Origin of the sequence: Psychrobacter sp. LV10R520-6, assembly GCF_900182925.1 — a bacterium.
Classification (GTDB): domain Bacteria; phylum Pseudomonadota; class Gammaproteobacteria; order Pseudomonadales; family Moraxellaceae; genus Psychrobacter.
On sequence record NZ_LT900024.1, the window covers coordinates 1,350,189 to 1,365,441 of the forward strand.

The window sequence follows — 15,253 nt, forward strand, 5'->3', positions numbered from 1 at the left end:
TCTCTGAAATATAAAGATTCACGCTTTTACCACTGTTATTTAGTCGACTCGGTAGTTTGGTGCTTCTTTGGTAATTTGAACGTCATGGACATGCGATTCTTTCATGCCAGCCGAGGTGACTTTGATAAACTGAGGTTTGCTACGCATCTCTTCAATAGTCGCACAGCCAGTATAGCCCATTGACGAGCGCAAGCCGCCAACCAATTGGTTAACGATACCTGCCACTGGACCTTTATAAGGAACGCGACCTTCGATGCCTTCTGGGACGAGTTTTTCGACCCCATCTTTGGCATCTTGGAAGTAGCGATCTGATGAGCCGTTCTGACCTGACATTGCACCTAAGCTGCCCATACCGCGATAGGCTTTATAATAGCGGCCTTGGAACAGCTCAACTTCACCTGGCGCTTCTTCTGTCCCCGCCATTAGTGAACCGACCATGATGCACGAGGCGCCAGCAGCGATAGCTTTTGCCATATCTCCTGAATAGCGAATGCCGCCATCAGCAATCAGTGGAATGCTGTCTTGTAACGCACTAGCTACGCTATCGATAGCTGATATTTGTGGCACACCAATACCAGCGATAATACGGGTAGTACAAATAGATCCTGGACCGATACCAACTTTAACGGCATCAGCACCAGCGTCACGTAAGGCTTTTGCCGCATCACCCGTTGCGATATTGCCACCGATGACTTGAACATGTGGAAAGTTCTTCTTAATCCAAGATACTTTATCAATCACACCTTTTGAATGTCCGTGCGCCGTATCAACAACAATAACATCTACGTCAGCAGCGATTAACGCTTCAACGCGCGCTTGGGTGTCTGCGCCAGTACCGACGGCCGCGCCAACACGCAAGCGACCATGATCATCTTTACAAGCATTTGGGTTGTTTTCAGCTTTAGCAAAGTCGTTAACGGTAATCAGACCGCGCAGACGAAAGTCGTCATCAATAACGATGACTTTTTCGATACGGTGTTCATGCAGTAGTTTCTTAATATTCTCGTTGCTTTCACCTTCATGAACGGTGACCAGCTGTTCTTTTGGGGTCATGATATGGCTGACCGGTAATGATAAATTGGTTTCAAAACGCCAGTCACGATGGGTAACAATACCGACAACTTTATCAGTACCTTTCTCTACTACAGGCACACCTGAGATATTATTATCTTGGGTCAATCTTAATAGCTCACCAATAGTCATCTCTGGATGGACAGTGATAGGATCAACTACTGTACCCGCTTCGAATTTTTTGACGCGGCGCACTTGAGTAGCTTGCTTATCGATATCCATGCTTTTATGCAAGATGCCCAACCCACCTAACTGTGCCATAGTAATGGCCATTTCAGACTCAGTAACCGTATCCATAGCAGCAGAAATTAGCGGTAAATTCAAGGTGATACTTTTAGTCAGGCGAGTAGACAGATCGGCCGTTTTTGGCAGAACTTCAGAATAGGCTGGTAACAATAAAACGTCATCAAAGGTGAAGGCTTCATGGACAATACGTAACATACATACCCCTAGCGGTGGTTATTTTGATGGGTGGGAGCTCAGTATTAAGGACCTCAATTAACAGTATGGCAGTCAGCAAACGCTAAATACAGATTCTAGGTATAGGCGCTTACTAGAGTCAAAGGCTGTTTCAATGAGTGATCAGTAATGCGGTAATGCAAATGTAGCATCGACCGCTTCTTAATGACTCAGTTATCCCTTAAAAATAACGCCATATTATAACAAATAAGCCCGCCTCTCGCATAATAGTTTTGTCAGCTTACTTTACAACGGCGTGCCTGTATTCCAATATTGTATACTCAACTGACACTCAAATAAGCAAAATTTATAATTTGTGCTACTAAAACAACTTTTGGGATAATGACCATTAAAAATGTATCTATTAATGGCTGTCTTTAAAGGTAAAACGCTCCGTTGGCAGATACTCTTTTTGTTCCTGATGAATATAGCTGAGCATTTCCTCACGCACGCTGCTTGCTAATACCCAAGCATTGTAAGGGCTATTTGCGGCCTGACTGCCCCTTATTTTGATACTATTTTCACTGACTGATACTACAAATAGCTCAGGCTCCGACTTCCCATCCCATAACTCGTTCGCCTTGACCACTTCAATATATTTTTGGCGTATAGTGTCGATATCAGCACCATAATCAAGATGTAAATACACCACACCAGTTTGGTGCGATTCGGTATGCGACCAGTTTTCTATGATTTCGGTAATAAGATAGCGCATCGGGACAATTAAGCGCCGCTCATCCCAGGTTTTTAGCACCGCATAGGTATAGCGTAAATCTTCGATAGTGCTCCAATGACCTTCCATCATCACTGTATCACCAATGCGTACTGGCTGGGTGATTGCCACCTGTATACCCGCGATAATATTGCCCAAGCTAGGCTGCGCGGCAATACCAATAACCACACCAGCAATACCTGCTGAGGTCAATAAGGTCTTACCAAGCCCATCAATATTGGTAAATTCACTGAGGCCAATCCAAATACTGCCCAGAATCATCACAAAGATAAACATGCGCCGAAATACTGATACATAAGTACGGCGGCGGCGTCCTTTATCGAAGTTCTCTTCACTTAAATTCTCAATTTGTAAATCTTGATAGCGATTGGCAAAAAAGTTGATGACTCGTATTCCGAGCCACAGCGCGCTGAATACCAAGCCAATCCAAATAATCGGACGGGTGGAGGACGCCACGGCATCTAAATAAGGAAAGCCACCGGAGACTAGAGTGAATACTAAAGAAAAACTGATGGTAAACGTCAACGGCACGGTCAACTTACTGACCAAGTCCGCCACACTATTACTACTACCAACATCGATAGTGTATCTTTTGTCGGCTGCAAACCGGTTGATAATTTTTTCGGTTCCTGTACTCAGGAACCAACCCACGCCCATAGTAAATGAGAAAAATAAAACGAGCGCTAAAAACTCCCATACTGCAATACTAAAAAACCGTAGCCCCATCCAAGTAGGTAAATAACGCTCAAACTGCGTGGGTTGATATTGATCATAAAGACTGTCGATATTACCGACCGTTTGCTCAGAAAACACCCAAATTGGCGCATTATCCTCAACTCGCACACGTTGTAAATACATAGGTACACGGCGCTCACGGTATTCCATGTATCCGAGCTGAATAGAACGTCTGGGAATGCCTGTCACGCTATTATTACTACCAAGAGGTGGTTCAATCAAACCATCGGGACGATCGGGCAACTTATCAAAGACATACAGCTTTTTTTTGGTTAATAAAAAATCTAAACGCTTGGATAACTCAAGTGAGCGACTAAGCTGCACATCGCTATCAATCAAATTCATATTTAGCGCATAAGCGGCCAAATCAAACTGTTGCTTCATAATGGCCGACTGAAAAAACTCCAAAGTGGCCAGTGGCGTTGATAAGTTAGGCGGCTTAGACAATGACGGTAACCCACTGTTGAGAGCGTCTAGCGGATAGTAGCTTTCATTGTATTCTCCTGTTAGGCTCGCCTCCCCTTGCAAATGCCCTGCTTGCTGCACAGCCGTTTGTTCAGTAGGGTTAATCGTTTCACGAGCTATTTCAGAGAGATCAATATTTTTATTTTTGATAGTCTCAATCTTCTGGGCGGCGTAATCAGCCAAGTTATCTGGCTCATATTTGGTTTGTGCTGACGGATTGCGCTCCTCATTGTCATTGGCGGCAGCATGGGCAGGAATGTAAAGCAAACTAAGCAACATGACTAAGAAGCCAATCAATAACTTGACGCCATTGCTATTAGCCTTATTAATAAGATTATTAATGTGGCAAGCATACAGGTTATTATCCGCTGCTTTTAATTCACGATGATAAGTACAGGGATGACCAGTTTTAGTATTGATAAGCTTACGGTGGGTTTTCATAGCATTGAATTTATTGACCTGGATGTTAATCCAATTTAAAACAGTCCGTAAAAAAAAGCCAGCGTAAGCTGACTTAATTTATTAGTGTCCGTATTTAATATGAAGTATTCGTATTTAATAGTGAAAAATAGCTTTTACAATCACGATAACAACCTTTAACCACGACGCCACGTAGTACCAGTGCGACTGTCTTCAAGCTCAATACTGGCCTCTTTTAGCAGCACCCGAATCTCGTCGGCACGAGCAAAGTTTTTATTGGTTTTGGCATCGGCCCGTTCAATGATCAAATTATCAATATCAGAATCACTAAAGCCTGAATCCTGCTCATCACCGATAACGGCTTGTAAAAACTGCTGCACCGGCTGCTGTAATATATTGAGTACCTGTGCCAGAGCTTTTAACCGCTGCGCCAATTGCCATGCACTTTCCACGTTTTCTGCTTTAATAGCTTTGTTGATATCGCGTGCCAGCTCAAATAAGACACTGATAGCAGCTGAGCTATTAAAATCATCATTCATACCGGCAATAAAGTCTTGCCCTGCGGCGCTGGCATAAGCAGTATTAATAACAGTATTGTTAAGAGCAGTATCATTAATCGTTAAGGTCTCACCTTTTTGCTGCTCAGCTATTTTTAGAGCATGGTATAATCTACTTAGGCTATTATGTGCTTCATCTAGTGATACATCTGAGAAATTTACTTGGCTGCGATAATGGCTGGATAGTAAAAAGTAACGTACGGTTTCAGGGTGGTATTTTGCCATTACATCGCGAATGGTAAAGAAGTTACCCAAAGACTTGGACATCTTTTCGCCATCGACGTTGATAAAGCCCACATGCATCCAATTACGTGCATATTCGCAACCCGTACTGGCCTCAGACTGGGCAATCTCATTCTCGTGATGCGGAAACTGTAAATCATGACCGCCACCATGAATATCAAAGGTATTGCCCAAGCATTTGGTCGACATCGCTGAACACTCGATATGCCAGCCAGGACGACCTTGACCCCAAGGTGACGCCCATTGCGGCTCGTCAGGTTTAGCTGCTTTCCATAAGACAAAGTCAAATGGATTGCGCTTAACGGTTTCAACCTCTACCCGCGAGCCGGCTTGCATCTCATCTAAGTTGCGCTTGGACAATTTGCCATAGTCAGCAAAGCTATCGACGGCATAATAGACATCGCCATTATCAGCAGGATAGGCATAATCACCGGTGACTAGGGTCTCAATCATCTGCTGCATCTCATCAATATGATCAGTCGCGCGTGGTTCCGCATCAGGGGTTAAGCAACCAAGAGCAGCGGCGTCTTCATGCATCGCTTCGATAAAACGCTGAGTTAGTACGCTAATATCCTCGCCATTTTCTGCGGCACGAGTGATGATTTTGTCATCGATATCGGTAATATTACGGATATAATTGACCTCATAACCCAACTGCGTGAGCCAACGTACGGCCAAATCAAAAGCAACCAGCACTCGCGCATGACCAATATGACAATAATCATAAACGGTCATGCCGCACACATACATGCCCACCTTGCCGGCGTTGAGCGGTGTGAACGTCTGCTTACTTCCTGTCATCGAATCATAAATGGACAGCTGCGACATGGCATCGGCAAGAGGTGTGGTCATCATAAAATAGCCTTGTAAGTAAAAAATTATTAATAACAATATTAATAGCAATAAAAAGTAAAGTATTCGAAGTTTGCTATAACATCGTCAATCAGACAATATTTGCGCCAACTTATTAATGGCTTAATAGCCGACACCCTATTTTAACAAAAATCTATCTTAGCGAAAACAGCCGTAAAATACTACAATGGTCCTACCAATCGTAAGTGCTCACTTATAAATACTGAATGCTAACCACTTATCTTTCTACATAAGCCGCACTATAAATAACTGTAAAACAAATAAGGAATAATAATGGGCAATCGCTTAACTAAAATATATACCCGTACCGGAGACGATGGCAGCACCGGTCTGGCCGATGGTAGCCGCGTCAGTAAGGCTGATAATTTATTCAGCGTGATGGGTGATATTGATGAGCTTAACTCGCATATCGGCCTGGTACGTGCCCACTTTGCACAAGCGGTAGCAGCAGCGGATAACAATGCACAACCGTTACCTGACCGTCTACAACAACAAGATGGGCAGCCAGCAGGCGCTGATTTTACCCAAGCATTGGTTATTATTCAGCATTTATTATTTAACATCGGCGGTGAGCTTGCGATGCCAGAATATGAAGCGGTGCACGCCAGCCATATAGAATGGTTGGAGCAGCAGATCGATGCCATGAATACCACTTTGCCGCCTTTAAAAGATTTTATCTTACCGACAGGCTCAGTGCTAGTCAGCCAACTACACGTCGCACGTTGTGTCTGCCGCCGTGCCGAACGTCAAGCGGTGTTGTTACAGCAACAACGCCCAGAGGCGATCCGTAGTACCGCAGTAAGCTTAGTCAACCGCTTATCTGACTGGTTGTTTGTAGCGGCGCGATTCTGTACTGACCCTGAACAGGTCTCTGAAGTATTATGGGACAGCAAAGTTTTGCAAGATTTTGTAGATACTGATGCAGATACTAGTGCGGATACTAAAAAATAACGGGCTAAAACTCACTCATTTGAATGTGAAACGCTCACAGCCTTGATAAGGGTGCGGGCGTTTTGTTTTTATACCATTTTTTAAATCAAAATTAGGTTTTTAGATCAAAAGCAGACTAAGTATTTAGTAAGTGGCGCTCTCATCTTCGATGATCACCATATCAATACTGTCATCTTTAGGAACAGATGCTGGTGCTGCAGGCGTAGCTGGTATTTTAGCATCAGTACTCGGCGTCACAGCATTTTGAGGTTCGCTCGGACTGCTGCTTTGATTGTTGCCTTGATTAATAGTAGGCGGCGTTGCAGGCTGAGCAGGTGCAGATGGCGTCGCAGGTTTAGGCTGACGAATAGTCTGGTTTTCGTTGTTATTCTGAGCAGCTTCACGGCGACGTTCAGCTTCTTGAGCTGAGCGCTGCGCCCGCTGGCTATCCATAGCGGACTTCAGTACTGAGCCTGCCATGACATCTGATACTACCGTAATCAGTGCGGGCTGTCCGGCAATACGTATTCCTACTTGACCACCTTGGGTGCCAACGACATAAGTAAAGGTGTCATCAACGAGCATATTATTATTAATACGGATGTTGTCTTGGGCTAGGCGAGTCTGTAGGCTGGGCTGATTGTTCGCTGCCTGTACTTGACTGGCTTGATACAAGTCTTCACTAGGCAAAGTCATGCTAACGCTCGCTTGGCAAGTCGTTAATCCATTGGTATTGGCTTCTTGTAGTACTGCCGCATTTTGCACATCGATTAAGATGCCGTTTATTTTGCTACTAACAATAGCACTGCTTAGGCTAATTTCTGCCTCATTAGCATAGCTGGCAGCTAAAATTTGCGCTTGCTGATTGAGTGTGTTGCTGAGAGCATTTTTTAGGCGATCTTGTACCATTGGGTCATCACAATTGATGGCAGGCGCTACCGCACTATCATTAGCGATCGGCTGCTCGATGGTGGCATCTGCAGTTTCAATGCTATCCTCTGCATCATCTGAGCGGCTACACCCGGCAACGGCTATGCCACATATCAGACTGACACCAGCCACTTGTGGCCATTTGATCCATTTTTTATTCGCTGCGCTCATACTCAATTTGCTCCCGATTTACTTATACTTACCACTGTCGGCGGACAGTATTTGCCATTCATACCGCAACAATAGCCGTGATAGCTTTGAAAATCACGTTATTATACGGGGTTTGAATGAGATGGTCATTAGTGTAGCCCATTGACATACAAATAAAATCTATCAATGACCCCAAAACCTGTCTTTAGTTGCAAAAACATAACAAACCTCAGGGTAGAAGTTGCTTATAACGACACAATCAATAGTTAAGCTTGTTACTTAGCCTTTGAACTTGCTATTAAATGCTCAAGCCAATGCTAAATAACCCATAACTACGTACATTTTCCACAAAAAATTATAAAATGATTCTTATAAAATACATTAAAAATATTAAATAAAACTGTCGATAATAATAGCCTATGATAAATTTTAAAAACACTCGTCTCGTTGGTCATCGCGGCGCTCGCAGTGAAGTGCTAGAGAACACCTTATCCGGTTTTCAACACGCGCAACGTTTACAACCGCGCGGCTTGGCGGGGATCGAGTTTGATGTACAGCTGACTTCTGACGGGCATTTAGTCATTTTTCATGATGAGACTCTACAGCGGTTATGCGGTCTACCATCCCGTATTGATCAGCTTAACCTTATTGAGATTCAGCGTCACCTGCAGTCGGGCCATCAAATCATTACCTTAGATAAGTTATCGCAGGCACTGAGCGCCTCTGCTGACAGACCATCCGTTTTAAACTCATCCGCTTCAAAACTGTTGTCAACAGCACAGAAGCGCGCGCAGAACAATTTATTAGGTCTGCCTAATTTTCCCTCTTTTACTGAGACCACCGCTTTAAAATTACCAGCCAATACCTTGACTCAGTTCACTCATATTGAGTTGGAGATAAAAACCCACAACCGCACTGACTATCCAAAATTAATTAAAGCGTTGAAGCGCTACTTAATAGACAGTCCACTTGCCGGCCTACCTATTGTACTCACCAGCTTCGATGTGCAACTCCTCGCTCAGCTACAACGCGATAAATTATTGACTCATATCCCGCGTGGCTTGCTGGCACGCACACCAGAATTATTGGTGACCGCACCCAATACCGCATTGCAACTTGGCTGTACCCAGCTTGGTATCTATTATCTGCTACTTAGTCAGTCAGTGATTCAGCATTGTCATCGTTATGGTTTGCCAGTAAGTGCATGGACGGTCAATGATATTGAAGTGATTAAACAACTGGTAAAGTGGCAAGTCGATGTGATTATCACTGATATTCCAAGCCAGTTATTATAGATACTTGATTATGATAGTTTCTTATCTGATAACTGCTTGTTAGTGATCAATTAGTAATGGCAAGCGTTTAATTCTTTCGATTAACAGCTATTGATGATCGTCAAATTATGACAGACAAACCAATAATTATTACTATGCTAAAGATCTTATATTTACTCCTCAATATAGTCTTAAAAAACCAACATATTCCCAATGTTACTTACACTTTTGCCTAATGCCTGATAGGTAATAAGATATTTACGGAAATATATTCTATAATCCATACAAGTTATTGTTATTTAGCAATATTTTTATAGTGTATAGGTGTTCACTTTAGTATCTTTTTACTGTAATATAGAGGCTTAAATTAATACCGTTAGGGATATTATATGATTGCAAAAAAAGCACTTGGCTTACCGCTTAAAGGCTTACGTTTCGCTATCAAATCTGGTAACACGCTGGTACAAAATGCCACCACTCAGGTGACGCGTTTTAAGACACGCTTCGATGTTAATAAATCGGATAGCGCACTTCATGGGGAGCGCGCTGCGACGAGTGGATATGTCAATAATGCGTCTGCATCTAACAAGAATAGCGACGTGTCTATGAATGGGGCAATCGATATTCGGGAGCTCGAGTTCACAAAAGCGCCGATTAACTGGATACCAGCCGCACTTTTGGTAGCCACACCGATTGCTGCTGCAGTCATTACCCCCTGGTATCTAATGACTCATCAAGTCAGTGCACCCGTTTGGGGCGTATTTGGTGCGTTTATGGTATGGACAGGTATTAGTATTACCGCAGGCTATCATCGTCTGTTGTCGCATCGTGCCTATAAAGCACATCCGATAGTAAAAAACTTCCTTTTGCTTGGTTCTACACTAGCATTACAGGGATCAGCTTTTGATTGGGTTTCTGGTCACCGTAGCCATCACCGTCATGTTGATCACCGCTTAGACGATCCGTATTCAGCGCAGCGTGGCTTTTGGTTTAGCCACGTGGGTTGGATGCTACGCAACTATCCTAGCGGTAAGTTTGACTACAAGAACATCCCGGATTTGACCAAAGATAAAGTATTACAAATTCAGCATAAATATTATGGTCTTTGGGTATTGGCCACCAACGTTGGCTTAGTAGCTGCTATTGGTTGGCTGCTTGGTGATGTTTGGGGTACCTTAGTGCTGGTCGGTTTGCTACGTTTGGTACTGACCCATCACTTTACCTTCTTTATTAACTCGTTATGTCATATGTTTGGCACGCGTCCTTATACTGATACTAACAGTGCACGTGATAACTTTATGTTAGCGATCTTTACTTGGGGTGAGGGCTATCATAACTATCATCACTTCTTCCAATACGACTATCGTAACGGTGTGAAATGGTGGCAATATGATCCAACCAAATGGTTAATTGCGGGACTATCAAAAGTAGGTTTAACCACTGAGCTACGCACTATTGATGATACGACTATCAAGCATGCTGAAGTGCAAATGCAGTTTAAAAAAGCACAGCAACAAATCGATACCGTTAATGCGGTTGGTCTTGATATTCCTCATGCGATGCAAAGCTTCCAAGATCGTATTAAGTTTGAATACGATGCCTTTACGCAGACCGTAGAAGAATGGCAAGCGCTAAAAGCAAAATCTGTTGAGCTTAAAAAGACTGAATTTGCAGATCGCTTACATGAAGCTGATGAAAAGCTTAAGCTTGAATATGCCAAGATTGAACAGAAAATCCTTGAGCATAACGATAACTTAAAAATAGCGTTTCGCTCTATTGGTCATAGCAGTAAAGCCGCTTAAAGCTATATATAGTCAACTGAACATCTTTATTATGACCTTTTTCCTTCCCCTTGTCTTTTATAGATAGGGGTTTTTTTTGTGCTTTATTTTCTTGCGTGCTGTTCGCAAGCGGGACAGAGACTACAAAAAACTCACTCCTGTAGCCCAGTAACCTCAGGTCGTTTTTAAATTGGATTGACTAGAGCACAAGTTAAGCAAAAATAGATTACAAGACGCGGACAGAGCAAACAGGTGCAGCACTGATGCTATGCTATAGTGGTTTTATTACCTTCTTATATATCAATATTCATATCTCAACACTTGTATATCAATACTTATACTTCAATAGGAATCGCTTATATGCGCTATCAAAATACCTATGGCAAATTAGATACTCGCCTCTATCACAAGCAGCCACCAACGCCACTTAATAACCCACGTGTTGGTCATTTTAATACGCAAGTCGCGCAGCAATTAGGCTGGACAGAAGATAGCGATTTAATGGTGCGCTGGGTTGATATTGTCGGTGGTCATTATGTGCCTGCCGAGTTTGAACCGTTGGCCATGGCCTATGCCGGTCATCAGTTCGGACAATGGGCTGGACAATTGGGTGATGGCCGCGGCTTATTAATGGCCCAAGTCCTCGATAATAATGATCAATTGCAAGATTTGCATCTAAAAGGCTGCGGTCTGACACCCTACTCGCGGATGGGTGATGGACGAGCAGTATTACGGAGCACAATCCGTGAGTATCTGTGCGGTCATGCTCTGACTCAGCTCGATATCCCCTCCTCTAATGCGCTTGGCTTCGTGGTATCTGATACGCCTATACGTCGTGAGCGTATGGAAGCTGGTGCCGCATTGATGCGCGTCGCTGACAGCCATATTCGCCTCGGTCATGTCGAGTGGATTGCCAGCTTTGCCCCTGATTTACTGGGTGAATTTACTGATTATATGATTGATACTTATTATCCAGAGTGCCGTGACAGTGAAAAACCAGTATTGGCATTTTTGCAGGCAGTGGTCGAGCGTACGGCTCGTATGATTGCCGACTGGCAACTGATTGGCTTTGCTCACGGGGTAATGAATACCGATAACTTGTCTATTACTGGCAGCACTTTAGACTTTGGCCCGTTTGGCTTTATGGAGCGCTTTGATCCAGCTTGGGTCAACAATCATTCTGATCATACGGGACGCTATGCGTACCAAAATCAGCCAGCTATCGGACATTGGAACCTTAATGTTTGGCTACCGCACTTTATGCGCTTAACCCAAGCTGGGGTTACTCGTGATAGTTTGGCCGAGTGCCTAGCCCCTTATGAGCCCACCTTTATGCAGCATTATCAGCAAGGACTGTGCCGCAAGCTTGGGCTACCGCATCAGCCTGAAAGTTTAAAGTTAGCTTTTGAATGGTTAACTTTATTAGAAGATAACTTGCTCGACTATACCAACAGCTTTCGGGCGTTACTGGGGTTAATCGCCCCCAATGACCATCCTTATGAGCAGCAGCTACTGGCAACGATGATTGCTGAGCTTGACGGTGAGCCGCTACAAGTATGGCAAGATTGGAGTGCGCGTTATCTTGCGCAGATTGAGAATTTATCAAACGACCAAGTCATTAATGAGCTACAGACAAATAATCCGGTTTATATCTTGCGGAATAGTATGGCTCAGCACGCTATAGACGCGGCAGAACAAGGACAATTTGAGGAAGTGGACCGTTTATATACCTTGCTCGCCAGCCCTTACAGCGTACAAGATATTGCCACCGAACTTGACAGCAGACCGCCTGCTCCTAATGCGCCGCAAATGCCAATCAGCTGTTCATCATAACGTCGATGGCAGCTGTTCCTCATACATCGATAATAATTATTTGACTTAGCTTATTGATGACGACTTAGAAACACATTTTTTAGCATTATCAACTGGCTAAATAATGAATATCAATTTATTATATAACTTGCATCTTTAATCTTGCTTGACTAGCCAGTGAATTGTTAAAAGTGCTAGAATAACTATTTTGCAAGATTGCTTTTTTTACGCTGATGTCTATTGACTGAGCGGCACACTGCACTACCTTCTTAACTTAACGATACCCTTTAAATAGAAGCCCTCTAATCATCATATTCAACAATTATTTTGAGGCCTAAATGTTTTTGAGATAGGGACATTTTTGAAGCATAAACGTTAGTTTTTTTACCACCATTTGCTTTATTCCAATTTATTCCAACCATGGCAATTACTATGAATGACGATACCAATTTGAATACGGATAACCCTAATACCGAAAAAGAGCAGTTTGAACAAGCGGCTCTGCATTATCATTCACACCCACGACCGGGTAAAATCTCAGTCACGCCTATCAAGCAGCTGGCCAACCAACGCGACCTAGCACTGGCCTATTCGCCAGGCGTTGCCGTACCTTGTCTTGAGATTCAAAGAGACCCCACTTTAGCGGCTAAATATACGGTACGTAGCAATCTGGTTGGCGTTATCACTAATGGTACTGCGGTATTGGGTTTGGGTAATATCGGTCCCTTGGCATCAAAGCCGGTGATGGAAGGTAAAGGGATTTTATTCAAAAAATTCGCTGGTATTGATGTTTTTGATATTGAAATTGCCCAAAATGATCCAGACAAATTCATCGAAGCCGTTGCTGCTCTTGAGCCCACGTTTGGTGGTATTAACCTAGAAGATATTAAAGCCCCAGAATGTTTCAAAATCGAGCGCGAATTGCGCAAACGCATGAACATTCCTGTTTTTCATGATGACCAACACGGCACCTCTATCATTGTTGCTGCCGCGATGCTCAATGCTTTATTGCTTACTGGCAAAAAAATTGAAGATCTAAAAGTCATTTGTTCAGGTGCCGGCGCAGCGGCTATTTCATGCCTAAATATTATTTGCGCGCTGGGAGTTCAAAAAGACAATATTTTCGTTTCGGATTCACGCGGTGTTATTACCACCAGCCGTGAAAACCTTGATGAATCAAAGCAGCTCTATGCCCGTGATACTGAGGCCAGTACCATTGATGAGCTCATAGATGACGTGGATATGTTCCTAGGGTTATCTATGCCCGGAACCTTGACCGCGGATATGGTTCGCCGTATGGCCAAAGACCCTATCATCTTTGCATTGGCCAACCCGACGCCCGAAATTATGCCTGAAGTGGCGCACTCTGTACGTTCAGATGTCATTATGGCAACCGGTCGTTCAGACTATCCCAATCAAGTGAATAACGCTTTATGCTTCCCTTATATCTTCCGCGGTGCGTTAGATGTCGGTGCCACAACCGTTAACGAAGAGATGAAAATTGCCTGTGTCCGTGCGATTGCTGCTATGGCGCATGTTGAGGCGACTCCCACTAAAAACGTCAAAGACATTGAAAGCATGCAAAGCTTTGGCCGAGAGTACCTAATCCCAGGTCCACTTGAGCCAAACCTTATCATTGAAATCGCTCCTGCCGTCGCTAAAGCCGCTATGGATTCAGGTGTTGCAACGTTACCAATCGAAGATCTTGATGCCTATCGTCAACGTCTGTCTGAGTTCGTCTATAACTCAGCCTTTGTGATGAAGCCTATCTTTGCCCGCGCCAAATCAGATCCAAAACGTATCGTTTATTGCGAAGGTGAAGACAGTAATGTATTGCTAGCCGTACAAGTAGTCGTCGATGAACAGCTGGCCCAACCAATCTTGGTAGGCCGTCCTTCCGTCATCGAAAACAACATCGAAAAGCTAGGGTTACGTCTAAAAGATGGCGTAAATATCACTATTGTTAACATTGATGATGATCCACGCTACAAAGACTACTGGCAGGGCTATTACAATAAAAACAAACGTAATGGGGTCAGTGTCGAGCTTGCCCGTCGTGATGTACGACGCAAAACCTCTTTGATTGGCTCACTACTGGTCGAAAATGGCCATGCTGATGGTATGATTTGTGGTACGTTTGGTCACTATCAACTTCATTTAAAATACGTTCAAAACGTTATTGGTAAAAAAGAAGGTGTTAGCAATTTTTACGCAATGAATGCCGTCTTAATGCAAGACCGCAATATCTTTATTGCCGATACTTATATTCATGAAGACCCTACTGCCGAACAATTGGCTGAAATGACGGTATTAGCCGCTGATCAATTACGCCGCTTTAGCATTACCCCACGGGTTGCTTTAGTCTCACATTCAAACTTCGGTACTTCTGATCGTGCCAGCGCTGTCAAAATGCGCAAAGTGTATCAGCTACTGACCGATATGAATGTCGATTTTGATTTTGACGGTGAGATGCAAGGCGATGCGGCTCTTGACGAACGTATTCGTATAGAAGACTTGCCATCAAGTCAATTTAAAGGGGCTGCGAACCTACTCATCTTGCCAACGCTTGATGCGGCGAACATTGCCTTTAACCTGCTCAAAACAGCAACGGGCAGCGCGTCTATTGGTCCTATCTTGTTAGGCGCCAACAAACCTGTGCATATCTTAACGCCGTCAGCGACAGCGCGTCGTGTGGTCAATATGACCGCTCTTGCCGTGACTGAAGCACAGGATTTAGAAAGCGAAGCCGTCGCTGCTAACGTATAATTTAGAAATATAAGCAATATACCGATCTGCTACTATTATTAATTAATGGTAGCA

General features: G+C 43.7%; 9 protein-coding genes. 5 read left to right on the top strand and 4 right to left on the bottom strand.

Features of this window, described 5'->3' with window-relative positions; translation table 11 throughout:
- Positions 1-39: 39 nt before the first annotated feature.
- The 3 genes from guaB to cysS all read right to left on the bottom strand — a co-directional run bounded on the left by guaB (position 40) and on the right by cysS (position 5,535).
- Positions 40-1,512 carry an IMP dehydrogenase gene (guaB, locus tag U1P77_RS05640; protein WP_201558144.1) on the bottom strand — a complete coding sequence of 491 codons (1,473 nt, stop codon included), beginning with the start codon at positions 1,510-1,512 and terminating at the stop codon, positions 40-42.
- 382 nt (positions 1,513-1,894) lie between these two features.
- On the bottom strand, positions 1,895-3,904 hold the full coding sequence (locus U1P77_RS05645) for a mechanosensitive ion channel family protein (protein WP_321156389.1): 2,010 nt from the start codon (positions 3,902-3,904) through the stop codon (positions 1,895-1,897).
- A gap of 155 nt (positions 3,905-4,059) precedes the next feature.
- Positions 4,060-5,535, bottom strand: coding sequence for a cysteine--tRNA ligase (gene cysS, locus U1P77_RS05650; protein ID WP_321156629.1), 1,476 nt, complete (start codon positions 5,533-5,535; stop codon positions 4,060-4,062).
- Positions 5,536-5,829: 294 nt separating this feature from the next.
- Between cysS and U1P77_RS05655 the strand changes: the two genes are divergently transcribed.
- Positions 5,830-6,507 carry a cob(I)yrinic acid a,c-diamide adenosyltransferase gene (locus U1P77_RS05655; protein ID WP_321156390.1) on the top strand — a complete coding sequence of 226 codons (678 nt, stop codon included), beginning with the start codon at positions 5,830-5,832 and terminating at the stop codon, positions 6,505-6,507.
- Positions 6,508-6,630: 123 nt separating this feature from the next.
- On the opposite strand, the gene U1P77_RS05660 is transcribed toward U1P77_RS05655, so the two are convergent.
- The gene (locus tag U1P77_RS05660) at positions 6,631-7,587 is read right to left on the bottom strand and encodes a hypothetical protein (protein WP_321156391.1); all 957 of its coding nucleotides are present in this window, start codon (positions 7,585-7,587) and stop codon (positions 6,631-6,633) included.
- A 398-nt stretch (positions 7,588-7,985) separates the two neighbouring features.
- Between U1P77_RS05660 and U1P77_RS05665 the strand changes: the two genes are divergently transcribed.
- The 4 genes from U1P77_RS05665 to U1P77_RS05680 all read left to right on the top strand — a co-directional run bounded on the left by U1P77_RS05665 (position 7,986) and on the right by U1P77_RS05680 (position 15,199).
- Positions 7,986-8,861, top strand: coding sequence for a glycerophosphodiester phosphodiesterase (locus U1P77_RS05665; protein WP_321156392.1), 876 nt, complete (start codon positions 7,986-7,988; stop codon positions 8,859-8,861).
- 584 nt (positions 8,862-9,445) lie between these two features.
- Entirely contained in the window at positions 9,446-10,642 is a 1,197-nt protein-coding gene (locus U1P77_RS05670) for an acyl-CoA desaturase (RefSeq protein WP_321156630.1), read from the top strand.
- 339 nt (positions 10,643-10,981) lie between these two features.
- The gene (locus U1P77_RS05675; protein ID WP_321156393.1) at positions 10,982-12,454 is read left to right on the top strand and encodes a protein adenylyltransferase SelO; all 1,473 of its coding nucleotides are present in this window, start codon (positions 10,982-10,984) and stop codon (positions 12,452-12,454) included.
- A 411-nt stretch (positions 12,455-12,865) separates the two neighbouring features.
- Positions 12,866-15,199: an NADP-dependent malic enzyme gene (locus U1P77_RS05680; RefSeq protein WP_321156394.1), complete on the top strand. Its 2,334-nt coding sequence runs from the start codon at positions 12,866-12,868 to the stop codon at positions 15,197-15,199.
- The last annotated feature ends 54 nt before the right edge of the window (positions 15,200-15,253 follow it).

Bases quoted from the DNA above. Each gene is read 5' to 3' on its own strand.
- guaB (WP_201558144.1), bottom strand. From the start codon at position 1,512: ATGTTACGTATTGTCCATGAAGCCTTCACCTTTGATGACGTTTTATTG.
- U1P77_RS05645 (WP_321156389.1), bottom strand. From the start codon at position 3,904: ATGAAAACCCACCGTAAGCTTATCAATACTAAAACTGGTCATCCCTGT.
- cysS (WP_321156629.1), bottom strand. From the start codon at position 5,535: ATGACCACACCTCTTGCCGATGCCATGTCGCAGCTGTCCATTTATGAT.
- U1P77_RS05655 (WP_321156390.1), top strand. From the start codon at position 5,830: ATGGGCAATCGCTTAACTAAAATATATACCCGTACCGGAGACGATGGC.
- U1P77_RS05660 (WP_321156391.1), bottom strand. From the start codon at position 7,587: ATGAGCGCAGCGAATAAAAAATGGATCAAATGGCCACAAGTGGCTGGT.
- U1P77_RS05665 (WP_321156392.1), top strand. From the start codon at position 7,986: ATGATAAATTTTAAAAACACTCGTCTCGTTGGTCATCGCGGCGCTCGC.
- U1P77_RS05670 (WP_321156630.1), top strand. From the start codon at position 9,446: ATGAATGGGGCAATCGATATTCGGGAGCTCGAGTTCACAAAAGCGCCG.
- U1P77_RS05675 (WP_321156393.1), top strand. From the start codon at position 10,982: ATGCGCTATCAAAATACCTATGGCAAATTAGATACTCGCCTCTATCAC.
- U1P77_RS05680 (WP_321156394.1), top strand. From the start codon at position 12,866: ATGAATGACGATACCAATTTGAATACGGATAACCCTAATACCGAAAAA.